Origin of the sequence: Acetoanaerobium sticklandii (genome assembly GCF_000196455.1) — a bacterium.
In the GTDB taxonomy this organism is placed as follows: domain Bacteria; phylum Bacillota; class Clostridia; order Peptostreptococcales; family Filifactoraceae; genus Acetoanaerobium; species Acetoanaerobium sticklandii.
The window spans coordinates 2,046,022-2,071,112 of sequence record NC_014614.1; the positions used below are offsets into that span (position 1 = coordinate 2,046,022).

The 25,091-nt window shown below is 31.4% G+C and carries 27 protein-coding genes and 1 other RNA gene; 7 read left to right on the forward strand and 21 right to left on the reverse strand.

What is annotated here, in order from left to right:
- Position 1: 1 nt before the first annotated feature.
- The 4 genes from CLOST_RS09685 to CLOST_RS09700 form a co-directional block, all read right to left on the reverse strand.
- A complete protein-coding gene (locus tag CLOST_RS09685) occupies positions 2 to 1,798 on the reverse strand; it encodes a GAF domain-containing SpoIIE family protein phosphatase (protein WP_013362129.1) in 1,797 nt (598 codons plus the stop codon).
- Between the two features lie 51 nt (positions 1,799 to 1,849).
- The gene (locus tag CLOST_RS09690) at positions 1,850 to 2,482 is read right to left on the reverse strand and encodes a TIGR01906 family membrane protein (protein ID WP_013362130.1); all 633 of its coding nucleotides are present in this window, start codon (positions 2,480 to 2,482) and stop codon (positions 1,850 to 1,852) included.
- 302 nt (positions 2,483 to 2,784) lie between these two features.
- A complete protein-coding gene (gene hpt / locus CLOST_RS09695; RefSeq protein WP_013362131.1) occupies positions 2,785 to 3,303 on the reverse strand; it encodes a hypoxanthine phosphoribosyltransferase in 519 nt (172 codons plus the stop codon).
- A 235-nt stretch (positions 3,304 to 3,538) separates the two neighbouring features.
- Positions 3,539 to 4,087 carry a cob(I)yrinic acid a,c-diamide adenosyltransferase gene (locus tag CLOST_RS09700; RefSeq protein WP_013362132.1) on the reverse strand — a complete coding sequence of 183 codons (549 nt, stop codon included), beginning with the start codon at positions 4,085 to 4,087 and terminating at the stop codon, positions 3,539 to 3,541.
- A 110-nt stretch (positions 4,088 to 4,197) separates the two neighbouring features.
- Here CLOST_RS09700 and CLOST_RS09705 point away from each other — a divergent pair, with 110 nt between their 5' ends.
- From CLOST_RS09705 to CLOST_RS09715, 3 genes are read left to right on the forward strand one after another with little or no spacing between them, the layout of a single operon-like run.
- On the forward strand, positions 4,198 to 5,280 hold the full coding sequence (locus CLOST_RS09705) for a pyridoxal phosphate-dependent aminotransferase (RefSeq protein ID WP_013362133.1): 1,083 nt from the start codon (positions 4,198 to 4,200) through the stop codon (positions 5,278 to 5,280).
- 18 nt (positions 5,281 to 5,298) lie between these two features.
- Entirely contained in the window at positions 5,299 to 5,961 is a 663-nt protein-coding gene (locus CLOST_RS09710; RefSeq protein WP_013362134.1) for an NUDIX hydrolase, read from the forward strand.
- A 2-nt stretch (positions 5,962 to 5,963) separates the two neighbouring features.
- Positions 5,964 to 6,884, forward strand: coding sequence for a DMT family transporter (locus CLOST_RS09715; RefSeq protein WP_013362135.1), 921 nt, complete (start codon positions 5,964 to 5,966; stop codon positions 6,882 to 6,884).
- Positions 6,885 to 6,900: 16 nt separating this feature from the next.
- On the opposite strand, the gene CLOST_RS09720 is transcribed toward CLOST_RS09715, so the two are convergent.
- The 3 genes from CLOST_RS09720 to CLOST_RS09730 form a co-directional block, all read right to left on the reverse strand.
- Entirely contained in the window at positions 6,901 to 7,542 is a 642-nt protein-coding gene (locus tag CLOST_RS09720; RefSeq protein WP_013362136.1) for a class D sortase, read from the reverse strand.
- 89 nt (positions 7,543 to 7,631) lie between these two features.
- A complete protein-coding gene (locus CLOST_RS09725; protein WP_013362137.1) occupies positions 7,632 to 8,216 on the reverse strand; it encodes an indolepyruvate oxidoreductase subunit beta in 585 nt (194 codons plus the stop codon).
- A complete protein-coding gene (locus tag CLOST_RS09730; protein WP_013362138.1) occupies positions 8,206 to 10,008 on the reverse strand; it encodes a thiamine pyrophosphate-dependent enzyme in 1,803 nt (600 codons plus the stop codon). The genes CLOST_RS09725 and CLOST_RS09730 overlap by 11 nt, the downstream gene beginning before the upstream one ends.
- A 196-nt stretch (positions 10,009 to 10,204) precedes the next feature.
- Between CLOST_RS09730 and CLOST_RS09735 the strand changes: the two genes are divergently transcribed.
- Positions 10,205 to 10,702 carry a ferritin family protein gene (locus CLOST_RS09735; RefSeq protein WP_013362139.1) on the forward strand — a complete coding sequence of 166 codons (498 nt, stop codon included), beginning with the start codon at positions 10,205 to 10,207 and terminating at the stop codon, positions 10,700 to 10,702.
- A 22-nt stretch (positions 10,703 to 10,724) separates the two neighbouring features.
- Here the strand turns inward: CLOST_RS09735 and CLOST_RS09740 are convergent, their stop codons facing one another.
- The 9 genes from CLOST_RS09740 to trmB all read right to left on the reverse strand — a co-directional run bounded on the left by CLOST_RS09740 (position 10,725) and on the right by trmB (position 17,308).
- On the reverse strand, positions 10,725 to 11,378 hold the full coding sequence (locus tag CLOST_RS09740) for a response regulator (RefSeq protein ID WP_041487183.1): 654 nt from the start codon (positions 11,376 to 11,378) through the stop codon (positions 10,725 to 10,727).
- On the reverse strand, positions 11,350 to 12,528 hold the full coding sequence (locus CLOST_RS09745; RefSeq protein ID WP_013362141.1) for a sensor histidine kinase: 1,179 nt from the start codon (positions 12,526 to 12,528) through the stop codon (positions 11,350 to 11,352). Before CLOST_RS09745 ends, CLOST_RS09740 begins: the two co-directional genes overlap by 29 nt.
- 109 nt (positions 12,529 to 12,637) lie before the next feature.
- Positions 12,638 to 13,087, reverse strand: a complete 450-nt coding sequence (locus CLOST_RS09750) for a chemotaxis protein CheW (protein ID WP_013362142.1) — start codon at positions 13,085 to 13,087, stop codon at positions 12,638 to 12,640.
- Between the two features lie 12 nt (positions 13,088 to 13,099).
- On the reverse strand, positions 13,100 to 13,273 hold the full coding sequence (locus tag CLOST_RS13790) for a DUF896 domain-containing protein (protein ID WP_013362143.1): 174 nt from the start codon (positions 13,271 to 13,273) through the stop codon (positions 13,100 to 13,102).
- A 17-nt stretch (positions 13,274 to 13,290) separates the two neighbouring features.
- Positions 13,291 to 14,694, reverse strand: a complete 1,404-nt coding sequence (locus CLOST_RS09755) for an aminotransferase-like domain-containing protein (RefSeq protein WP_041487184.1) — start codon at positions 14,692 to 14,694, stop codon at positions 13,291 to 13,293.
- 186 nt (positions 14,695 to 14,880) lie between these two features.
- A complete protein-coding gene (locus CLOST_RS13925; protein WP_013362145.1) occupies positions 14,881 to 15,045 on the reverse strand; it encodes a hypothetical protein in 165 nt (54 codons plus the stop codon).
- A gap of 340 nt (positions 15,046 to 15,385) precedes the next feature.
- A non-coding RNA gene (ssrS, locus tag CLOST_RS13795) (6S RNA) lies at positions 15,386 to 15,564 on the reverse strand.
- A gap of 46 nt (positions 15,565 to 15,610) precedes the next feature.
- The gene (locus CLOST_RS09760) at positions 15,611 to 16,606 is read right to left on the reverse strand and encodes a LacI family DNA-binding transcriptional regulator (protein ID WP_013362146.1); all 996 of its coding nucleotides are present in this window, start codon (positions 16,604 to 16,606) and stop codon (positions 15,611 to 15,613) included.
- Positions 16,607 to 16,639: 33 nt separating this feature from the next.
- Complete coding sequence (gene trmB / locus CLOST_RS09765; protein ID WP_013362147.1) at positions 16,640 to 17,308, reverse strand: tRNA (guanosine(46)-N7)-methyltransferase TrmB; 669 nt, start codon at positions 17,306 to 17,308, stop codon at positions 16,640 to 16,642.
- A gap of 106 nt (positions 17,309 to 17,414) precedes the next feature.
- Between trmB and acpP the strand changes: the two genes are divergently transcribed.
- Entirely contained in the window at positions 17,415 to 17,642 is a 228-nt protein-coding gene (gene acpP / locus CLOST_RS09770; protein WP_013362148.1) for an acyl carrier protein, read from the forward strand.
- On the opposite strand, the gene CLOST_RS09775 is transcribed toward acpP, so the two are convergent.
- Positions 17,636 to 18,541, reverse strand: a complete 906-nt coding sequence (locus CLOST_RS09775) for an RluA family pseudouridine synthase (RefSeq protein WP_013362149.1) — start codon at positions 18,539 to 18,541, stop codon at positions 17,636 to 17,638. The genes acpP and CLOST_RS09775 overlap by 7 nt on opposite strands.
- A 241-nt stretch (positions 18,542 to 18,782) precedes the next feature.
- On the opposite strand from CLOST_RS09775, the gene CLOST_RS09780 reads away from it, so the two are divergent.
- On the forward strand, positions 18,783 to 19,583 hold the full coding sequence (locus CLOST_RS09780) for an NAD(+)/NADH kinase (protein ID WP_013362150.1): 801 nt from the start codon (positions 18,783 to 18,785) through the stop codon (positions 19,581 to 19,583).
- Positions 19,584 to 19,605: 22 nt separating this feature from the next.
- Positions 19,606 to 20,154 (forward strand): phosphodiesterase, encoded by a 549-nt coding sequence (gene yfcE / locus CLOST_RS09785; RefSeq protein WP_013362151.1) that lies wholly within the window; start codon positions 19,606 to 19,608, stop codon positions 20,152 to 20,154.
- A gap of 201 nt (positions 20,155 to 20,355) precedes the next feature.
- Here the strand turns inward: yfcE and CLOST_RS09790 are convergent, their stop codons facing one another.
- The 4 genes from CLOST_RS09790 to CLOST_RS09805 form a co-directional block, all read right to left on the reverse strand.
- Complete coding sequence (locus CLOST_RS09790; RefSeq protein ID WP_013362152.1) at positions 20,356 to 21,537, reverse strand: GGDEF domain-containing protein; 1,182 nt, start codon at positions 21,535 to 21,537, stop codon at positions 20,356 to 20,358.
- Positions 21,538 to 21,693: 156 nt separating this feature from the next.
- Positions 21,694 to 22,845 carry a hypothetical protein gene (locus CLOST_RS09795; protein ID WP_013362153.1) on the reverse strand — a complete coding sequence of 384 codons (1,152 nt, stop codon included), beginning with the start codon at positions 22,843 to 22,845 and terminating at the stop codon, positions 21,694 to 21,696.
- A 106-nt stretch (positions 22,846 to 22,951) separates the two neighbouring features.
- Complete coding sequence (locus tag CLOST_RS14305) at positions 22,952 to 24,118, reverse strand: HlyC/CorC family transporter (RefSeq protein WP_231853129.1); 1,167 nt, start codon at positions 24,116 to 24,118, stop codon at positions 22,952 to 22,954.
- A gap of 108 nt (positions 24,119 to 24,226) precedes the next feature.
- The gene (locus tag CLOST_RS09805; RefSeq protein ID WP_013362155.1) at positions 24,227 to 25,021 is read right to left on the reverse strand and encodes a hypothetical protein; all 795 of its coding nucleotides are present in this window, start codon (positions 25,019 to 25,021) and stop codon (positions 24,227 to 24,229) included.
- Positions 25,022 to 25,091: the final 70 nt, after the last annotated feature.

A 25,091-nucleotide genomic window follows, 5' to 3' on the forward strand; every position in this document is an offset into this window, starting at 1 on the left:
ATTAATCACACTCTTTCATCTCACGCTTTACAATAACTAGCATAACATCGTCTTCCATATATTGAGTTCCTGTAAACCTATGCATTTCATCAGAAATCATATCGCATATTTCTTCACCTGTTTTATCCGAATTAGTAATTAAAAACTCAGCTAATCCTTCTGTTCCATACTCTAATTCATCAATATTTCCGGCCTCTATTATTCCATCAGTATAAAGTGCTATCATCTCTACATCCGAGATGTCATATGTATGCTGTTCATACTCAGCATCTTCCATAACCCCTAAAGGTATTCCTTCGTCTGTCTGCATAGCTGAATATTTCAAGTTTCCTGCTTCATCTCTAAAAAATGACAGTGGAAACAAATGTCCAGCATTTGAAGATATTGCTATGTTCTTATCAAAATCTAGATACATTATTCTAGCTGTGATAAATAAATTAAGTGCATCTAAATCATTGTACAATATACGGTTCATTCTATTTAATAGATTGCTCGGAGTTAGCTCCTCTGACAATAATGTTTTAAGTACACCCTTCATCATAGCAACAAAATAGTTCGATAAGATGCCATGACCCATAACATCTGCAATAAATACTATTGCTCTGCTATCATCCATTCTAACCAATTTACAAAAATCTCCTCCAATTTGTCTAGAGGGACTGTAATAGTAATCAATAGCTACACATCCATCTAATCTCATGTGCTTATCACTCATTATAAGATCTTGTTGCTTGCCTACAATCTCTAAGTCTCTTTCCATAAGCTTATTGTCAAAAATTCTTCTACTATTGATGTACATAATTAATGATAAAACAATTTGTGAAGCATAAATTGCCAGAATTTTTAGGTCGTCATTGTAGTACTTTTTACTATTAATGGCAATTAAATGTCCAATTACATCATTTTCTTTTTTTAGAGGTTCAAAAATCAGTGACGTTATTCCCATGTCTACTATATGCTTTGGTAAATCTTTTTTGCTGAACAGCTTAACATCTCTTTGTTTATTCTCTTCTTTAAAAACAAATTCAACTATATGAGAAAAATCCTCAATTTTTCCAAACTTCGCCATGGTGTTGACTCTTATGTCATGATCTTCTACCACAATAAGAGAAGCTTCACTATTAGTAAGCTTACATACTTGCTCACTTATCATTGTAAAGAACGAATCTATTCCTTTGTTTTTATAAAGCTCATCAGTTGCTTTCGCTATTGAAGCTATAGCTTCTCTAAGCTTCTTTACAATTCTATCTATGTCTCCGTTATAACGTGTGATTTCCATTGAAAGTCCAAGTAAAAGCGCTACAGAATCAATAAAATCTACATCTGTTGATGAGAGCTCTTCACCCTCTTCTAAAAAGCAAGTCATAAAGCCTACAACTGAGTTGCTTGATATAAGAGGAAATACAGCTCTTCCTATATAACCTTCTTTATTCGCAATCTCAAGCTCTCCAGAGGCTCTTGGATCATCACTTAACCTTTTAATATAAATAGGTTTTTTTGCTTCTATTGCTTCTTTAATATATGGTGGATATATATCTATATGTATTTTAGGTCCTTGAGGCGTTTGGTCTTTTTCAAACAGTTTTGGTATGTAATCCAAAGTATCTTTGCATACTAAATATGCATATTTATATTCGTACCTGTCGAATATATTTACGCAAGCTTTCTTTGGAGATATAACGTTTAGCATCTTATCTACAACTTTATCCTTGATACTATAAAAGCTTTTGGAAGATGTAACTAACTGCGAAATTTCTACTATGGTATTTAATTTTATACTTAAGTCATTTTCCCCCAAAATCTCTCCTCCTATCAGTTCAGACATGGTAGCTCGAATTAAAATTGTCTCTTAGTCAACGCTTCTCCAGTATAATTTTGACACCACTAAATAAAATATTATGCTTAGTGCTGAAAAAATTAACCCTATATAAACAGTAAAACTCATAAAAAATCTTTCAGGCATTAAGTTTATAATGATACTCTCTGAAGGATATAAAATCCAGTAATCATTATTAAAAAATATATGATGAAACTTTACAAATGAAGCGCTAAAATTCTTGCTTATAATTGTTGCCACGACAACAATCATTCCTATTACGCCTATATAACTAATTCGATATTTTTTTACAAAATCCTCTTCTCTAGATAATCTTGAAACGAGATAAGCGATTATAATAATATTAATAAGCCTAACAATTTTTCCAAGGTCAAAGAGGAATTTTACATCTATCATATGTACATGTTCTCTATCTTTAAAAAACCCTCTTTGATTCATATCATCTATCATGTCAGATAAATACAGTATAATATCGTCAGTAACCTGAGCTACTGGATAATCCTTCACATAAGCTACATCATATACTTTATTTGATTTATACTGACCTTCATATAGAGGTTTGAGCACGGATACTATCTCTATAGATGTAAATAAAAGTACAAAAATGATAGATAAAACTAAAATAATATAGTTTAATGTCTTCATGAATATCTCTTTTCATTATTTATAAAATTTTTCTATAATTCTAATTAAAAAATAAAAACTCTTTCCAATAAATGAAAACTCGCTAATGTTCACAAGAAATCTTGCTGTATTCACAATAAAAAATATTATTTTTCAATTAAATCTCAAATCTTCAACAAGTTTTAAATTTTTATATATATCTAAAGTTTTTTGTTTATTAATTGTTAGCTAACTCTATTTTATACCAATTGTTTAATTGTAACAATTATTGTTTTATTATTATTAAAATAATTTAAATTTATATCTATTCTAGAAAAATTTTATTAATCTTCAACCGCTGCTATGTAAGGTAGATTTCTATACTGCTCTTTACAGTCTATTCCATACCCGACTATGAATTTATCTTCTATGCTGAACCCTACATAATCAGCTAAAACATCGCATTTTCTTCTTTGAGGTTTATCTAGCAGAGTACATATCTTAAGTGATTTTACGTGTCTTGCCGCTAAGTATTCTCTAAGATAATTAAGAGTAAGTCCTGTGTCTATAATATCCTCAACAATCAGAACATTCATCCCAGTTATATCCATATCTAAATCTTTTATTATCCTAACTATTCCAGAGCTTTCAGTAGACATTCCATAACTTGATACAGCCATAAAATCAAGCGTCACAGGAAGATTTATTTCCCTGATTAAATCTGATACAAAAACACAAGCTCCTTTTAGCACTCCTATAACGAAAAGTTCTTGACCTTCATAATCTTTTTCAATTTTGCTTGCTATTTCCTTTACCTTTAATTCAATTTCTTCCTTTGATATCATAACCTTTGAAACATTCATTATTAAAACCTCCAAAATTAGTATACTACTCTAATAAATAATTTAATTATAAGATAAAATATTGAAATTATAACCATTTCAATAACAAAGATTATCTATAATTCTCACTAGATTGACTTATCCATAAAAAAAGCTCTGTCACGTAGCATTATATTCTGCACGTGCAGAGCTTTGTAAATTAATTCTAGCACACATTAATATTTAATTTAAAGAGGTAATATTATATTTAACACTTTTATAATTTTTCTTTTCCCATTTCTTCAAAATTCATCAGTATAATTTCACTTTCTAAATACCTTGCAAAAGTATAGATAGTATCAGAAAGTCTGTTTACAAATTTAATTAAATCTGGGCTAATCTCTTCTTCATGCGCTAAATCAAGAATTCTTCTCTCTGCTCTTCTACATACAGTTCTAGCCACATGTAACGCAGCAGAAGCATGAGAAGTACCTGGAACTATAAATGCATCTACTTTGTCTATTTTCTTTAAATATTCATCTATCCATCCCTCTAGGGCAGTTACATGCTCAAGAGTTATTCTGTTTTTAAAATTTTCTCCATTTGTAGTTGCAAGCTCTCCCGCTACAAAAAAAAGCTTCTTTTGAATTTTGAATATCTTTTCACTTACATCCTTATCTTCAATAAAATTTCTAGCAAATCCCAGATGAGAGTTTAGTTCATCAATAGTACCATAGGATTCTACTCTAATAGAATTTTTCTTTACTCTAGTACCGTCATATAGTGATGTTTCACCTTTATCTCCAGTTTTCGTATAAATTTTCATTTTCCAGCCTCCTAAGCTATATTATTTTTCCAAATATGAAGTATAATAAGATTTATATTATATATATCCAAAATATTCTTTTTAAAAATAAATTATTTGGAGGTTATATCATGTCAAAAGTCGAACATGGTGCTAATCTATTTGAGCTTGCATCGAAATATGGTTTTAATATAGATGAAATTATGGATTTCAGTTCAAATATCAATCCTTTTGGTGCTAGTCCAAGTGCGCTTAGGGAAATTTCTAATAATCCAAATCTAGTTTCTATTTATCCAGATCCTTCTTATACTGAGTTAAAACAAGCTATTAGCACTTATACTCATGCAGCAGAAGACAATATTCTGCTTGGCAGTGGAGCTACAGGTCTAATTTCAGGCTTTATAAAATATGTACATCCTAAAAATTCTATGATTTTATCACCTGCCTACTCAGAATATAAGCGAGAGCTAACAAAAATAAACTCAAATATTTTCGAGCTTTTTTTATCTGAAAGCAATGAGTTTAAGCCCGATATTACTTCAATAATAGATTATGCAAATTCAAATAAATGTGACCTAATAGTTATTTGTAATCCAAATAACCCTACTGGAAGTATCTTAACTTCTGATGAAATAAAACAAATTCTTCGAAGTACAGACGCTTACATTTTAGTGGATGAAACCTATATTGAATTTACAGATCAAAGCATCTACTCTAGCGGATTTCTAGTTGATGAGTTTTCAAAGCTATTTGTCATAAGAGGTACAAGCAAGTTTTTTTCTACTCCTGGCATAAGACTTGGATATGCATTATCGAGTGATTCCAATATAAAATCATATCTTCAGAGCGATATGAATTTATGGAGTATAAATATATTTGCAGATAGAATGGGACAGCTTATGTTCTTAGACGAACAATATCAAGCTGAAACATTTGAGCTTATTGAAGCTGAAAGAAACTTTATTTTTAATGAATTATCTAAAATAAATCAGCTAAAGGCATACCCTTCGAAAGGGAACTTCATTTTATCAAAAATTTTAAATCCAAAGCTAACAGCTTACGAGTTATATCAGGCTCTGCTTCCTTATAAAATAATAATAAGAAATTGTTCTAATTTTCCTGGATTAGACGATAGCTATTTTAGAGTTTGTGTACTTAAACCAGAGGAAAATAAACTTCTTATAGAAAAACTTAATAATATATTTTCAAAATAAATTTAAGGAGACTTTAAAATGCATGATTATTTTAAGCAAATAAAACACCATTTTAAGAACTTCGAGACAAATATAATAGACCATGACAGCTCATTGGAATCATCAGTTTTGATTCCCCTTCTCAATATCGATGATACTGTATATGTGCTCTTTCAGGTCAGATCAAAAAATATATCTGCCCAGCCGGGAGAAATCTCCTTTCCTGGAGGGAAAAAGGAACTCTCTGACATTAATTTTATGCAAACTGCTATAAGAGAAACCTGTGAGGAGCTAGGTATAGAAGATAGGGACATAGAGATAATTGCAGAACTGAATACCTTTGTTGCTCCTTTTAATATAATAATTCATCCTTATCTTGGCATAATCAAAGATTTTTCGAAAATTAATATAAACGAAGATGAAGTCGACCATATTTTTTTAGTTCCATTATCTTACTTTTTTGAAACAAAACCCGCTATTTACAATTCCAAAGTATCTATTATCCCAGACGAAGACTTTCCTTTTAACTTAATCACTAAGGGAGAAAACTATGATTTTAAAACTGGAAATTATAAAATATTTTTTTATAATTACAACGGTTACGTAATCTGGGGTATAACAGCAAAGATTATGAATGATTTTATAAAACAATGTAGCAGATTAGATTGTAGCTTAGATACAGCATCTAAAGGAGGAATTTGATATTGGAAAAACGTAGTTATCTTCCAGAGATTGCAGCAACTTTAATGGCAACTATTTTCGGTATGAGCTTTATGTTTTCAAAATTAGCACTTGCAAATCACACACCCATAGAGCTAATTGCTCATCGTTTTTTACTAGCCTTTGTTATTATGAGTATACTGGTACTTTTTAAGGTTATAAAAATCGACCTAAAGGGAAAAAATATGAAAAATTTATTTTTGTTAAGCTTTGCTCAACCAATCTTGTATTTTATTTTTGAAAGCTATGGTATAAAGTATTCCGCATCCTCTCAAGCTGGTATTATGATTGCGCTTATTCCAGTTTGCGTAGCTATTCTAGGAACTATATTTCTTGGAGAAAAAAATACAAAGCAGGAAATTTTCTTCATACTTTTATCTGTAGCTGGTGTTGTATATATAGCTTACGGAAAACAGGTTGATGAAAGCTCAAGTCCTATAGGCATTATATTACTTTTAGGAGCTGTAATTTCGTCTTCTGTTTATAGCATTATTTCAAGAAAAATCTCTGGGGAATTTACCTCATCAGAGCGAACCTATTCTATGATGCTATATGGTGCTTTAGTATTTAATGCTATAAACCTAGCTACACACATAAATAACGGTAATCTAAATCAATATTTTACTCCATGGTCAGATCCAGCATTTGTTACAGCTTTGCTATATCTCGGAATAGTATCTTCGATAATCGCTTTTTTCCTATCCAACTATAGCCTCACGTACCTAGAAGCATCAAAAGCATCAGTTTTTGCAAACTTAGCAACTGTTGTCTCTATAATAATGGGTACAGTTTTTCTAAAGGAAAGTTTCTCAATTAACCAAATAATTGGTTCACTCATGATATTGGTAGGCGTATTCGGAACTCAGTACACTAATATAATGCAAACAAAAAACAGGACTGCGTAGTCCTGTTTTTTGTTTGCTATTTAATTTCCGATAGTGGTTTTTCCTCTATCAGCTTTGCTTTTACTATTAATCTTTGTTTATTCGAATACATTGGATGGCATGTTATAAGTGTAATTGTAGGCACATCCAAATCTGGTTCTAGAACGTGAATATCAGTTGGCTTTACAATCAGAATGTCATATACCTCATATTTTTGCTGAGTTGTCTTTGTCTTTATATAAACTTCATCTAGCAGTCCAAGCTCTCCTAGCCTATTAAAAAATCTTGAAAAGGTATGGCTTCTATGACCTGCAAATGCTGCATTTCCAGTTTGCCCAGGCATAGGAGTTTCTTTCATATGTCCTATTGCCTGAAGCAAAACCTTTTCGGTAGTTCCTTCCATTAACGGGAGCGTTAGTTCAATCCTCGGGATATGGATTATCCCTATAACAGAACCTATATCGATTTTACTATTGTCATTTGAGTTTATATCTACAATTACAAACTCGCCTTCTTTTAGAGGCTCTCCCTCATCCGTCGAGGAAACAGTCTGAAAGGTCTCTTCAAAATCCCTTATCATCTCATCTTGTTTATTTTTATTGTAGATATTTCCTCCAATAGGAATCAAAATCAAAATCAGTCCTAATATTATCAGTATCAAGGATATCTTCTTTTTCATAATAAACGCTCCTCGTATAGTAAATACTACAGAAATTATCTGCTAAGCAATCGCTTTTTATTTATTAAATTATACCATAGCTTAGTCAATTATTTTAAATATTCCTGCTCATATCCATACATAAAAGCTTTTTTATTTAGCTCGACAAATTTAGCCGGTAGATATTGTTCAAATGTTTTAAACCAAGTTTCAACAGAAATATCCATATACCTAGCAGCAATTCCTAAAAGCAATATATTTGCTATTGCTGGATTTCCCATCTTTGCTCCTGTTGCAGTAGCATCAAGAGATATCACCTCAGAGTTTTGCTTCATATTTTCTAGCACATCATCAGGATAGTCTTTATCTCCTTGCTGAACTAAAGTCGGAGCTATTTCATACTCATTTATAATTGCTATGGAATTATTTTGCTTTAGCATATGCTTCCATCTTTTAGATTCTAGTTTTTCAAAAGCAATGAGTATATCTGCATCTCCTGGAGCGATGTTTGGAGAGTGGATTTTATCGCCCATCTTAACACTTCCCCATATAGTACCACCTCTTTGAGATAGGCCAATTACGTCATTTGTTTTGACATCAAGTCCTGATAAAAAAGCAGCTTGTGATATTATTTGAGTAGTTAGAACAAGCCCTTGTCCACCTACTCCAGCTAAGATTAAGTTTTTATTTTTCATGGCTACCTCCTTGCTCTACTTCGCTTCTTTTTATTGCATTTACTGGACATACTTGAGCACAAATAGAACATCCTACGCATTGGTTTTTATCTATAGATGATTTGAGTTTTTCAATTCCCTCATATTTTTTCATTCTAAGTGGAGGACAGTTAGTTTTTATACAAGTTTTACATCCTATACAAATATTAGGGTCCACATAAAAATGAGGCTCTTTGATTTTAAATTTAAGTGCGCAAGGTCTAGATGTAATAACTATAGAAATTCCAGGTCTTTTTATAGCTGCATTAATAACTTCCTTGGCCTTAGGATAATCAAACTGATCTATTCTTTGAATATCTTCATAACCCATGGTTTTCAATAAATCATCTATGCTTATATCTTGACCAACATTATCTCTATGCTTTGAACTTGCTGTAGGCTGTCCACCAGTCATAGCAGTTGTTCCGTTATCAAGCACTAACATAGTTATATTTTCATCGCCTTTAAGCTGGTATCTAAGATTTGCAAATCCTGTAAGCCCACTGTGAAAGAAAGTTCCATCTCCTATAACTCCAACTACAGGTCTTTCATCTCCTATTTTGTCCATGGCAAGCCTCATGCCTTTAATCATTCCAAGAGAAGCTCCCATGCTTATGTTGGTTTTTAAAACTTCAAAAGGATATAAAATACCCATGGAATAACATCCAATATCCCCTACTACTAAAGCCTTAGCTTTTTTAAGTATGTCAAATACTGGTCTGTGTGGACATCCAGAGCAGAAAAGTGGACCTCTAGAAATTGTTTCTTCCACCTTAGCTACCTCATATTTCGTTTCATTAATAAGCCCAGCATCTTTAAGTCCTTTTTCAATTACATCTATATTCAATTCACCTGTAAACGAGAACCATTTTTTACCTTCACAAGATATGCCTTCAATTTTCAATTCATTCTCTATAAAAGGCATCATTTCTTCAATAATTACTATACGAGCATATTTTTTTGAAAGCTCTTTTATTTTATCCATAGGTAAAGGATAAACCATACCAAGCTTAAGCACGCTAAGCTTATCTGTTACTTCCATCAGGTTTTCATAAGCCAATCCTGATGTAATAATAAGTACATCATCACTTACATGATTTAATTTGTTAACGTTTGCCTCATCTGCCCATTTTGATAACTTTTCTATTCTTTCTTGCATATTAAATTGAGCTTTAAAGGTATACGGAGGAAGCATACAGTATTTTGCAGGATCTTCTTCAAATTTGTTGCTTGGAACTTCTTTTCTATCCTCTAGCTCAACTATGCTTCTGCTGTGACAGAGTCTACTAGTAATTCTAAGCATCATAGGCAAATTATATTCTTCACTTAACTCAAAAGCTAGCTTTGTAAAATCTTTCGCTTCCTGAGAATTACTAGGATCCAAAATAGCCATATTCGCAAATTTGCCAAGTATACGATTATCTTGTTCATTTTGGGAACTAGCCATTCCTGGATCATCTCCAGTAACTAATAAAAATCCTCCATTTAAATGAGTTTGAGTAAAAGTCATAAGTGGATCCATGGCGATATTTACACCTACATGCTTCATGGACACCATACTTCTCACTCCACCCATAGAGCTTCCTATAGCAACTTCTAGGGCCACCTTCTCATTAGTGGAAAACTCCGCATAGATTTCAGGAAATTCTCTAACATGCTCTAGTAATTCCACCGTAGGGGAACCTGGGTAGCTTGCTGCGACTTTTCCACCTGCTTCATAAAAACCTCTTGCTATAGCAGCATTACCTGACATAACCTGTTTCTCAATTGGCATTTTTATCACTCCTGTTCTTAAGCTTTATCTATTAACCTACATAAAGAAATTACCCCATTAGGAGTATTATTAACCATATTGTTTTAATATCTTCATAAAATAAATACTTCATGGCTGTTTTCAAAATCATATTGAGGGTAAATAGATTAAGTAACATTATTTTAAATAATTATATTTTTCAATGGAGGCTAAAACTATGAAAAATGCAACAGAAATTCTAAAATATGCAATGAATATGGAAAAAAAGGCTCAGGAATTTTATAACTTCTACAAAGACAAGGTTTCTAGCAAAAAAATCAAGGAGATTTTTGAAGGGCTAGCATCAATGGAAGAAGAGCATTACAGCATTTTAGAAAGGCAATTAGAATCACTTGAGAAAAATAACAGTTTTACTGAAATCAATTTAAAAGAAGCAGATGGTGAAAATATAATTCAAAATAAAACTAAAGATTTAGAGCACGTTGATTTTGAATATGATTTATCTGACTTACCAATACTTAGAATGGCTTATGCTATGGAAAATGATTTTGCTATTTTCTACGAAAAAGCATTGGAGCAAACTGAAGATGAACAGGCAAAATATTTACTCAGTACTCTTGCCAAATGGGAAAGAGAGCACAGAGATTCATTTGAAGAGGAAGTTAAAAATGCTATGCAATCTACTTGGTTTTCACAAAGCTTCTATCCATTTTAACGAAAAACTCCTAGTCATTCGACTAGGAGTTTGTAAGTTTTTGTTTGATTGCAAAAATCGCTGCTTGAGTTCTATCTTGAAGATCTAGCTTTCTAAGAATACTTGACACATGATTTTTAACTGTCTTTTCACTTATTACCAAGTGATCAGAAATATCTTTATTACTCATACCTTCAGCTATCAGAAGAAGAACTTCATACTCTCTTCTAGTAAGAGAATCTACTCCTGATTTTATATTTCTGCTGACTCTTTGTCTGTTGATTTCTTTGAATAGCTCCCCTGCAAGATTTGGATGGATATAGCTACCTCCGTTATAAACGGCTTCAATAGCTTTTACAAGCGAATCAGTTTCCGCATCCTTAAGCATATATCCATTTGCTCCGAGGTTCAAAGTTTCAATTAAATACTCTCTAGTATCATATACCGTAAGCATGATTATCTTAGTTTCAAAGTCCAATTGCTTCATTTTCTTAAGCGTTTCTATACCGTTCATGTTTGGCATATTAATATCTAATAGTACGATATCTACTGGATTTTGCTCTATATAATCCAAAGCTTCATATCCGTCTGCCGCTTTAAAAACTACTTCGAAGTTGTCTTCCATCTCAAGAATTTTTGTCAAACCCTCTCTCATTAGGGCATGATCATCAACTATCATAATTTTTACTGTGTTCATTTGGCTCCTCCTCATTAGGTATACTAAACATAACTTTAGTACCTTTTCCTACTACAGATTTTATTGTTATTGAACCATGCGCTATTTCTGCTCTTTCTTTCATAGAAGAAAGTCCAAAAGACTTATCTTTAGCTTCAGTAAAGCTTTCAGTATTAAAGCCTTTTCCATCGTCAGAAACACTTCCATTTATAGAGTTTTTTCTTATATCCATCCGAATAATAACATTTTTAGCTCCAGAATGCTTTATTATATTATTTAGAGACTCTTGAACTATTCGATATACTATTAACTTATTCAATGAATTTATAATAGGATAATCCGAAATATTTTTTACTTCAATTGCAATATTCTTTTCATAGCTCATATCAGCAGCCATACGCTCAATCGTAGGAATAAGTCCAACCTCATCTAGCGATATTGGTCTCAAATCATACATTATTCCTCTTATTTCCTTTAAAACTGCTCTAAGCTGAGACTTTATATCTTTAAGTTCATCCTCTATATGTATATTGCCTCTTTTTAAAAGTTTTTCAACTATCTCTGTTTTGATAACTAAAGACGCAATATTTTGAGCAGGACCATCGTGAACATCTCTTGCAATTCTCCTTCGTTCTTCTTCTTGAGCCTTGATAATCTTCATTCCAATTTGAGTTTTATCCTCTAAATTGCTTATTGTTTTTCCTAAATCCATTAAATCTGATACCAAAAAATCCATTACCGATTTCATTTTAGACATTAGACTTTCAGCTTGTTCCACTATTTCATAATTTTTTTTAAGCCTGATTTCTAGCTGATTCCGTTCTCTAATTAGATTTTGTTCCTCTTCCCTTTTTAAAAGAAGCTGAACCTGCTTATCTTTAGCTTCATTATAGGCTTTTCTAATATCACTTTCAGAGTATTCTCCTATGTTTTTGCTCACTAAAAAAAGTTTTTGCCTACTTTCCTTTTCTTCCTTAGTGAGTTTCTCCGCTTCTTTTATTACAACTAGAACCTTTAGTTTAAATTTTTCAATTTCTTGCAGGATTAGTTCGCATTCCTTTAAAACGTTTTCAGAAATATTGAATATCTCTTCCTGTCCACTTTGAATAGATAAAATTACATCATTTATTACTTTGTCCAGACTCTTAGGAGAAAACCCCGACTCATTCATAACCTTATAGCCCCTTAAATTATTATAAATATAATATACAGTTTTTTCTACAAATTGCTATATAGAATTTAGTTAAATTACAAAAAAAGAGCATATAGCCCTTTATTTTTTACATGTCGAGTAGTTCTTTTTTCTCAGTTTCGTCTAGAACTTGTAATAAGTCTAATATTATAACCATTCTTTCTTCTAGTTTTCCTATACCTTCAATATATTTTTTATCATCTCCAGTAATAATAGCTGGAGTTTCCTGAATCTGATTATCATCCATTGTTATAACTTGAGAAGCATCGTCCACCATAAAACCAACAAGCTTATCCTCAAGATTAAGAACCAAAACTCTATGAGCTATATTAGCAGTTTCCTCAGGTTTTGAAAATCTTTTTTTAAGGTTTATGATAGGAGTAATTTCTCCTCTAAGATTTATTATTCCTTCTACAAAGTGAGGAGTATTGGGAACCTTTGTCACCTCAACCAATTCAGTTACTTCTTTCACTCTCATAATATCAATGCCATATTCCTCTTCGTCAAGCTTAAAAACTACATATTTTCTTTCAGCCATCCTAAGCCCTCCTTAATTTTTTTGGATTTTAATACTATCTAGCTGTTGTCTTAGATTATTCTTAAATCTATTTACGTATTCTTGCCTTAAATTTTTCTGCTCTTGCTTTTCTATGTCATTCAAACCTTCTTGCTTAGATTTCTTTGAAAGAAAGTTTATTCTTTTTACCAATTCTTCTTCCGACATGGTTCACCTCTTATTTATTAATTTGGAATTTTATACTTCATTTTATTTTTTTCATCACTTAAGAACTCTATTATACCATTTTTAAGCGTATTTAAATTGATTTCTATGTCATTTTCTTGCATATGTGCAATACTTATTCGAAATTCATTTTCAGCTTTAATATTATAATAAAATAATGGTCCCTCAAGAACCTTAACTCCTTTTGACTCCAAGAAAATTTTTAAGTCAATTGAGCTGTAGTCCTTTGGAAGTGCCGCAAAGAAATTCACACCCCCTGAAGCCTTTCTAAAAGTTAATATATCAGAAAAATTGCTATCAATATACTTCTTCGCAATTTTAAATCTAGATTCATAAACCTTTTTTATGATATCCAAATGATTTCTCCAACCGAAAAAAGTCATGTAATAATATAATGAAAGCTGAGTAAAACTTGATGTAGATATATCCATAGAATATTTTATTCTACTTATTACATTTCTAACGTGAATAGGCATTTCCATAAAACCTATCCTAAGCCCGGGCATTAAAATTTTTGAAAAACTCTTAATATATATTACCCTGTTTTCTTCGTCATAAGCTCTAAGCGGTTTTATTTTAGTATTATTAAAATCAAAATCACTCATATAATCATCTTCTATTATCATAAAGTCAAACTGTCTAGCAAGATTTAGTATCTCTTTTTTCTTTTTTTCACTATAACATACACCTGTAGGGTTTTGATAATTGGGCATAGTGTATAATATCGAAGGTTTAATTTTTTCCAGTTTCATTTTTAGAATGCCTATATCAATCCCATCGTCAAGTACAGGAATCCCTACGACCTTTACTCCATGCTCTTTGAATACATCAATTGCTCCTGGATAACTGGGTTCTTCAATAAACACAACATCCCCATAATTAAGTATAGAATTTACAATTATATTTATTCCTTGCTGGGCTCCAGATATAATCTGTATCCTATCCGGCTCGCTTTCTATAGATAAACTCTTCATATAATCACAAAGACTAATCCTAAGTAGCTCATATCCTAAGCCTTCGTGATAATCAAATAAAGTCTCTCCCTCTTTTTCAATAGCAATAGCCACAGCCTCTTTAAATTTATCGACTGGAAACATATTAGCTTGAGGATTTGCAAGATCAAATCTAACAGCTTTTATTACTTCCTTTGAGGCGGAAGCTTGAGGATAAATATAAGATCCGCTGCCTTCTTTTTTATATATATATTTCTCTTTTTCAAGCAAATCATAAGCTTTTACAGATGTAGATATATTAATGTTTAAAAAAGCACTCATTTCTCTTAGAGGTGGAAGCTTCTCAGAAGCTTCTATCTTACTATTCTCTATCAGATTTTTAATATGCTTATAAAGCTGGATATACTTTGGTCCATTTTCCTTCTTAAAATCAATTCTAAATTTTTCCATAGCTACCTCTTTATATATATCCATAGTATTTTTCTTAACTAATATAGCTTACATTATATGATAAATAAAAAAAATAATCAAAGATTGCTAAGTTAGCCATAAATTATCTCTATCATAAAATAAATTCAGTACGAAATTAAAAAAGCCTGCCATCATTTTACGAGGCAAGCTTAAATACTATGATTATTAACCTTCTTGGATATACTCTCTTTCAAACATATCGCATTTATTAGTAGTGCATCTTTCATTTATGCAATGAATGCAAGTAATAAATCCGCACTTTCTTTGCGAAACAAATCCCTTAATTTCTTTTTTATCAGTTGTTTTACCTACTTTATTTTGCATTGTCATGCTATGCACCTCCATAATAAAATAATATATTTGCAATTTCATAATCCTATAATATCATTTGTATTTATATCTGTCAATGCATAATCTAACATTCACAAAATCATTTTTGTGTTTTTAAAAACATTTTCTCGAAATATTCATCTCTGTTTTTTCTTTTATATTTCAACGTTTTCAAGATATTTTGCATGTTTTTTTGCAATAATTAAATACGAAGTTATGAAAATTTCATTTTTAAAATTGCATTTTACAGGATTTTTTGACATAAAAAATACTCCAAATCTCAATTATGTTTCTAGTTGAGTTTGGAGTATATCTAAATTTAATTTCTAAAAGTATGAATACAAAACCCAGGATGCCGTCATTGCCCAAATTCAATACCCGAGATCAACCCAGGTGGGTACTTTGTTGTTAATTTCCGAAGTCCTTCTTCAGGCATTTCTTCCACTACCAAACTATAAAGTTCCCGTATAAAATATGTCGGTTGAATTTAAAGCTGATAAACGAACACCCCAGGTTCTATATATATTATTATACTACAAATTACGTTTGTGTTAAATACAAATAATTAAGAGCTTTGTCTTTCAATTAATGTATGTGGTAAAATGATATATTTTTCCTCTACATCTTGATTATCGATTAATTTTACAATGATTCTTGCAGCTACTGCTCCCATATCATAAATAGGCTGTTTTATAACAGTTAGCGAAGGTCTAATCATAGATGCTATTCTAGTGTCGTCATAACCAGCTATAGAAACGTCCTTTGGCACATTAATCCTATTGTCAAGAAGAGCATTAAGGGCGCCCACAGCTAATTCATCACTCGATGCAAATATAGCCTCTGGTATATTTCCTTTTTCTATCAGCATCTCTACTATCCTATATCCAGATTCATTTGTGGAATCACCCTGAAGCACCAAGCTTTTGTCTAAATCAATTCCAGAATCCTCGAGAGCTCTTTTGTAGCCTTTATATCTTTCTGAATCCTCAATATTATCTTCCACTGATGCTCTTAGAAAAGCAATTTTTTTCTTTCCTTTGTTTATAAAGTAGTTAGTCATATCATAAGAAGCTTGCTTATGGTCGATTCCAATCGAATATACATCAAAATCTTTAGCATTTTTGCTAATATAGACTGATGGAATCTGACTCTCCTTAATCAAGTCGATTTGTGGCTTTTCTAGCTTTTCACTTACAAATATAATACCTGCAACTGCTTTAGATTTAAGAAGGTTGATATATTTAAGCTCCCTTTCTGATTCTCCATAGGTATTACAAAGAAATATATCATATTCATACATTCTTCCTATTTCTTCAATTCCGCTAAGTAAATCTCCTACAAACAAGCTCGATATATCAGGAACTATAACTCCTATAATATTGCTTCTTTTTGTAACCAAGCTTCTTGCTACTGGATTTGGAACATATCCAGTTTCTTTTATCACTTTAAGTACCTGATCTCTAATGTCACTGCTTACAGGCTTAGAATTATTAATTACTCTAGACACTGTAGAAATAGAAACACCCGCCATCTTTGCGACATCTTTAATTGTTACTGCCATTTTTTCCCGCCCCCAATCGTATCGATTAATAATTTACAACCTATTATTACCCAAAAGCTGAGCCTCTAGACGATAAATCGGTAATTTTTGTGCCATAAATCTTTTTTCATATTCAGTTAATATAAGCCTCTCATCATCTGATTCAAAATCCTTAGAGTGCAAATCCAAATCTACTGATATCAAGCTGTCTTTCCTTGCGCTTAGCTCAAGTAAAGTAAATTCAAAAAGATTTCTGTTATCTGTTTTAAATATCAAGCTTTTGCTTTCATTTAAAACCTCAGTATATTTACTTAAAAAACATCTGCTAGTCAATCTTCTCCTATGATGTCTAGCTTTGGGCCAAGGATCTGAAAAATTAAGATATATTCTGCAGACATCTCCCTTAGTAAAATAATCCTCTATTTTACTAGCATCAAAGCTTACAAATTTTATATTATCTAGATTTTCTTCGAATGCCTTTGTTACTGCCTCTAACAAAAGTGCATCATTTTTTTCAATTCCTAAGTAATTTACTTCAGGATTTCTCCTCGCTAATTCTAATAAAAATCCACCTTTACCACAACCTATTTCAAGCATTAAAGGCTGATTATTAGCGTACGCTTCTTTTATATCTAGCTTTGTAATCAAGCTTAAATCAATATAGGTTTTTCCTTCAAATACTGACATTTTTTCTTTGTAATTTTTAGCTTTCCTATATCTCAAGATTGGCCTCCTCTATATTATAACAATATTTTTATTGCAAAATCGGCTACTTTATAATAAACTATCTTCGAAGAACTCATAGTGTTGATTTAGGAGGATTGAATTTATGATTTATGAAACAATAAGAACTATCATTGCAGAGCATCTTGGTATAAATGAAAGTAAGATATCACTTGATACATCTATTAATGAAGATCTCGAAATAGATTCTCTAGATGCTGTTGAAATCATTATGGCCATTGAAGATGCATTCTCTATCGAAGTAGACGAAGAAGCTATAGAGCAATTTACTACAGTTAGAGAAATGGTAGAATATGTAGAATCGCATCAATAAGCAAGCGACAATTTTTCAACTAGCTCTCTCATGTCATGAGGGAGCTCTGATTTTATATATGTAATTTCAGATTTTCTAGGTGAATAAAATCCTAGCTCAAAGCAATGAAGAGCTTGTCGATTTAATAAGCTCATATCTCCACCATATAGCTCATCTCCCAAAAGTGGATGCCCTATATGAGAAAAATGCACTCTTATCTGATGCGTTCTACCTGTTTCCAATGATATTTCAAGTAGTGTTGCATACTTTAGTTTGTCTATAACCTTATATCTTGTTACTGCTCGTTGTCCTTTATCTGAAACTATTCTTCTTATACCGTCTTCACTCTTATCTATCGGAAGGTCAATTACTCCGCTTGCCTTATCTAAATGTCCACTTACAACAGCATAATATTTTTTTTCCATTTCGTGCATTGCATCATTTTTAGTAAGTATACTATGGCAATAGCTATTCTTTGCTACTATTAGAATTCCAGACGTATCCCTATCTAGCCTATTTACGAATCTAATCTTAGAGTTTATAGACTTATCCTTAAATAGCTTAATAAGTCCATTGGCAAGAGTATTTCTTTGATGTCCTTTCGTCGGATGAACTACTATAAAAGGCTCTTTTTCTATAACCATCAAATCTGCATCTTCATAAAGCAGCTTTATATCCATGTCTTCAGCATCATACTCATTTGCTTCATCTGGCAAATTAACTTCTATTATATCTCCTATATTTACAATCTCATGCATTTTGTAAAATTTTTTATTTACAAATATCTGCTTATCTTTTTTCAAAGAGTATAGTAATCTAAGAGATATTCTCATATCATTTAGGAGTATTTGCTTTAGGGTGTCGTTTCTCGATTCATTTTTCCATACTAATTTATTATATTGCTGGTCATTAAACCACATATTTAAACTCCTTTATCATTCATATATTAATTCTATTCTTTAGCTAAATCACTGCTTGTTATTATGTATAGAGATTCTTTATATATTTATAGTAAAACTCTAAACATTATAATTGGCTTTGCATACAAAGTCAAATTATAATATGATGTATATGTAATTACAATTATTATATATTAACTGGACATTTACTTAAACCTAATTTTCCATCGCAATATCTAAATTTGAGACAGGAGCGATACGATTGAAGCGAAAAATAATTATTACGTATAACTCATATGATCGTTCTATAAGAACAGCTAAAATACTGCGTACCAAACTAGCCTCTGCTGGCTTTGAGGTTTTGGAAAAGCCTGACCCTGAAGCTGAGCTATTTATAGCCATAGGAGGAGATGGATCATTTTTAAAAACCCTTCACGACTACGATTTTCCAGAAGTTCCGATTATCGGTATAAATACAGGTCACTTAGGCTTTTTCCAAGAGATTATGCCTCCCCAAATAGACAACTTTATAGATGCCTATATAAACAAAAGATATACTATCCAAGAGATTCATCCTATAGAGGCATTAATCTGCACTAGAACCAGCTGTGTTGAGCTACAGGCTATCAATGAATTCGTAGTCAAAGGTGACAAAAGTAGAACTATTCATTTAAACCTCAGCGTAAATACCAACTTCATAGAGTGTTTTAGTGGAGATGGAGTTATTTTATCTACTCCCACAGGCTCTACTGCATATAATTATTCTTCAGGAGGAAGTATAGTTGACCCTAGCTTGAAGCTAATACAAGTGACACCTTTATCTCCTATAAATACAAATGCATATAGATCCTTTACCTCTAGCATAATCCTCCCCTCTGACGCAATAGTAAAAATCAGCCCTGAATATAGATTCGAGGACTCTTTGGTATTTGTTACAGACGGAATAGAGCATAGATATGATCAGATAGTAGACCTTACCTTTCAGACCTCTACTATAAATATTAAGCTACTTAGACTTGGAGGATATGAATTTTGGAGCAAGGTAACAGAAAAGTTTCTGTAAGTAATCAGAAAGGATGATAAAAATGAAAATAGGTGTAATAAGCGATACCCATGGAAGTCTTTATTTTTTTGAAATGGCTATGAATTATCTTAAAGATTGCGATAAAATAATTCATGCAGGCGACATATTATATCACGGTCCTAGAAATGATATCCCTGGAGGATACAATCCAAAAGAGCTTGCTGAAAAAATAAATGCACTAGATAATATTGTATTTGCAAAAGGTAATTGCGATAGCGATGTTGATCAGATGGTTATAAATCATCCTATCCAGAGCCCTTATACAGTACTTGATGCGGATAATCTAAATATATTGATTACCCATGGCTATACTAAATCAAAAGAGGATATGATTCAAGAGGCTAAAAAGTTTAAAGCCGATATTTTAATATATGGACACACTCACAAAAAGGAGCTTGCAAAATACGACTCCTTAATAGTATTAAACCCTGGAAGCACTTCTATCCCAAAAGATGGCTCAAGGTCAGTTGCTATTATAGATTCAGATAAAATAGTTCTAATCGATATAGAAAACAATGGAAATATTCTGAACGAGCTGTGCATTAAATAACTTCTATATCAAAATACACCACTTGATTTAATTAAAAATCACAATTTAAAAAGGATTGCTGAAGACATAATTCATCAGCAATCCTTTAATATTTTATTAATACAATAAAGTTCTTATTGTCACTACAACAAGTTTCTAATTTTAAATAAAACAAGGTTTTTAGGAGCAATTAGCAATACATATAGTTTTATTGGCGAATTCTTATTCTTCTATATTGGTAAGTGCAGTATTTTCAGTCATAGCAACTTCATCCTCAGAATCTATAACCCTCATCTTCAACTCAAATCCTGTTTGTTCCTGAAATTGATTTCTTATCAGCTCATATTTATCCTTGGCTAATTCCTTGGTTGTAAATGAAGATAAAACTACAAACTCAGCGCTTGAAACTCTAAAAGCTAAATCATGCTTATGATCCATGGTTTTTCTAATAAGCATTGATAGCTTTTTCAGTAAATCATCAGCTTTATCATAACCTATATCAGAATTTATTTTTTTGAAATTTTCTATATGGAAATTTATAAGGGAGAACTTATACCCATAATTCTTAGATTTATTTAAAGCTTCATTGTATCTTTCTATAAGATAACGTCTAGTATATAGCTTAGTAAGACTGTCTACTGTTGATATATTTTTGTAGACTTCCTTTTGAGCCTTAATAAATTTATCTCTAGAGCTAATCTCGGATTCTAGATTCTTTATTTTATATCTTAAATATGATACCTCTTCAAATTTATTCATAACATTAGCAGAATAAGGATAGATATTAACAACTAAGTACTTCGAGTTCATTTCTGACAGAACGATTAGTTTTCCATCTATTTCCAAAGTAGTATCGTCAAATACTCTTAGATAATTGATTCTATTTTTTATTTCTAAGGCTATATCATTTCCAAAAACTTCAGTAAGCGTTTTATCTAGGTAGATATTTGAGCCTAAAATCTCGTATATGTTATCAGTTATATACTTTATTTTTTCATCCTTACCTACCAGCATAGTAGCATAAGCGTTCATTTTAGTTTTTGATACCGATATTTTGGAGTTATGCCTAGCTTTATCTTTTTTTACAGGTATTCCTGTGTAATGACCCAGTTCAATTATTTCATCATAATTAATTTTCGTTCCTATATAAGAGCTTATGCCCTTTGAGTAATTCACCTCAAATTTAATTATCCCATCCATATCTGGTGATTCCACAATAATTCTTTTCCTGTTTCTGCCAAAAACTTCCTGCTCATAGGTTATATCCATAAAATCATCTTTCGACTTAACATCAGGAAAGTACATATTAAATTTATTATTTTTATAAATAATATCTCCAGATTCAGCAAACGAAGCAATCATATAGAAGCTATCTTTAAGCGCAGTATCTAAGTCAAAAGTCATATCTACACCCCATATCTTTTCATTATAAAGCTACTAGGGATATATACCCTTAAAATTATTTTTATAATCAGATAATTTATAGCAAAAAAAAGGTACAATTCAAAAGATTGTTCTTCTGCTTTGTACCCTCATGTTGAATTTATATTACTTCATATCTTAATAAATATCTATAGTTTTTGACTCTACATTCCACTGTACATCAAATCCAAGGTCTGCCAAATCAGTAGTTCTAATATAATCTTCTTTAGTTTCAATTATAGTAGATAATAATTTAGATAATTGATTTACATTTAGATATGTTGTTCCATTAACATTTTTAACTTCAATTTTTCCTTCAGTAAAATCATTCCCTTTAAAATTTACATATGAACCATCAAGACTAATTGACAACGGCATTGGTGGCATTTCAGGCATCATCATTTCATTTAATTCTTCTTGATTAACTACTTTAACAGATGAAGGTAGAGAAATTTTTAAATCGCTTATTCTATTTGATACGCTGTTCATAGCAAGCGTTCCATTTCCCATAGGAGTTTTGATATCTAGAACTGCTTCTTGAGCGTATTTTGAATCTTCAAAAGTATCAACTTGGTAGTAACGGCTTCCTTTGATTGCTGCTTTTGCAGTATCCTTGTATGGAGTAACAAAAGCATCGTACATTGCTAGCATCTCTTGCTTTTCTTCTTCAGTCATTTTAAAGTCTGCTGGCATTAAGCTAGAAGGCATTTTATCCATGTTGTTGAAGATATATCTCATGTATGCATCTAATAAGTCAATCATTTTATCAGAATCTAAGTTAAGGGTATATTTATTTCCATCTTGTACCATACCCATGTCCATTCCTAAGTCGATTTCTTCCACAAATTTCATGATTTCGTCCATAAGTGAAGCACTTATTTCTACATTTTGCTCGTTTGTGATTTTCACATAATCTTCAGCAATTTCAATATCTTTTTGGCTAACCAACTTTACAAAAGCAACAAAAGCTTCTTTATTGATATATAAATCTGCGCCTTTAGTATACATTTTAATTTGAGGAATAGCTGGAGAATTTTCTAGAGCTTCTGTGTTTACCTCAATATATGTTACCATATCTTTCATGATACCTTTTGATTTAATATCCATTTTGTAATTGATTGCAAACCCATCAGTAGTTTTAAAATTAAGGCTAAGATCTTGTTCAGACTCTACGCCTTCCCACTGCATTATTTTTTTGTTTTCTTCCCAATATGCTTTTTCAACGCTAGTAAATCCCATAGTTGAAAGCATAATCATTAAAACTGCCATAACTAATGATATTCTTTTCATTTTTACACCTCTTTAGATTTGTTTTTTGTCATACTATCATAATTCTTACATAAATATCCAAAATTGTCTATAGTCACATTTCCCTATAAGCTTTGCTGTTATTCAATTAGGTAAAAATTCTTACCTTTTTAATTCTATTTTTATCCACATTTTCTATGATAAATTTTATGTTTTTATGTTGTATTATTTCTCCTGTTTTTGGAAGTCTTCCTATTTCTCCAATAATAAAGCCTCCTACAGATTCAAAATCCTCCGACTCTAGATTTATACCTAGCATGTCATTTAAATCAGAAAGTCTTGCTGCTCCATTTACAACATACTCATCTTCTTTTATAACTTCAATTTCCTCTTCAGTATCATCGTACTCATCGTCTATTTCACCGAAAATACTTTCTACAATATCCTCCATAGTAATTATTCCTGCCACTCCTCCGTATTCATCCAGAACAGTAGCCATATGGATTTTATTACCTTGCATCTGTTTGAAAAAATCAGATATCATTATAAATTCAAAAGTATTAAACGGAGCTCTCATATAGTCTCTCACATCAAAGTTAAGTCTGTCTGCTTCCCTATCTAAAAAGAACAAATCCTTTGCGTAAAGAACTCCAATAATATTATCTATCGTGTCTTCATAAATAGGTAGTCTAGAGAATTTCTCATTTTTAAATACCTGGATAATTTCATCGTAAGTATCCTCAACAGATATTGCTTTTATATCCATTCTCTGGATCATTACATCAGCTACCCTTAGGTCTCCAAACTCAAAAATATTATAAATCATTTCTTTTTCTTCGTGTTCTAGTACCCCTTCCTTACTAGACACATCTACTAAGGTCTTCAGTTCTTCTTCTGTAATAAACGGCTTTTTATCGTCAGGCTTTCCACCTAAAATTTTTATTATTAGATTAGTTATTCTAGTAAGTACAAATACTAGAGGAGAAAGTAATTTAACTAAAAAATCTATAATAGGAGTAATTCTAAGCGAAAATTTTTCAGAATGCTGAAGCGCTAAATTTTTTGGTGTTACTTCCCCAAAAATAAGGACTAAAATAGTCATTATTGCAGTAGCTATTCCTACTCCTCCGTTAGGGTAAAGCTTAATAGCAAGAGCTGTAGCAATAGACGATGCTCCTATGTTAACAACATTATTTCCAATCAATATAGTTCCTATTAATCTGTTTGGGTCATCTAAAAGTTTTTCAATTCTTCTAGCATTTTTCACATTTTCCTTAACCATGTGCTTAAGTCTAATTTTACTAAGCGATAGCAAAGCAGTTTCTGAAGCAGAAAAAAAAGCTGAACCAAAAAATTAAAACAATTAAAAATAACGCCTGCCAATAATCAATCGTATCCAAGTACGTTCACTCTCCTTAAATAATTAACTGTCAAAACATATGTATTTTTCAACAAAACCCTCTAGGCCTTGCTCTCTTATATATTCCCACTTAAACATAAAATATTCCTCTAAAAGATAGAACATTGTCAAAATAACTTTTACACTGTCTCTATCATAATCTATTGATACCTTGGTATTATGAAATTCTTCAAACAAAGCTTTCATTCCAAAACTAAAAAGCTCTTGATAATCACTTTCCAAATTCTCTAGCACTCTAATAATACCACAATGAACTTTATTTATATCTTTTTGTTTGTTCATAGCCTTATCAATATCAAAAGCCTCAGAGATTTCATCAATATTCTTATCCTGTAAAAAATAGCACAGCGGAACATCTTTATATTCTTTCTCAACAGCGCAGCAAAGATGATCATATATAATATGCCTTCTATCCATATTTAAAGCAGCTACAAGATTAAATAAATCATTTTTTTGCATATTATCTGGATAAAGCTCCAAGTTAGCAAGTGCTTTTGCACAAATCACATATTTTATTGAATCATTTCTGAAATTCCTTATCCAATTAAAATATTCTGTAGTATTAATCTCAAGTAGCTTTTGTTTATTTTTTAATACTTCTTCTATAAGCTTCTTCGCTTTCTCACTAACCTTACCGTATAACTCATCTGAAACTGTTTCTTTTTTCAAAAGTTGATTCATAATTAAAGCAAGTTCACAAACTTCTTCATCTGCTTGAGCCTTTGCTAGCAGATATACCATAAAAGTCTCTTCTAAAGTAATGTCTGAAAATCCAGCTTTCAAAACATTTTTAAACATATTTTCCCCCTAAAATAGTTAGTTTTGATATAATCAAAGTACATCAATATATTTTTCTATATATTCCTAT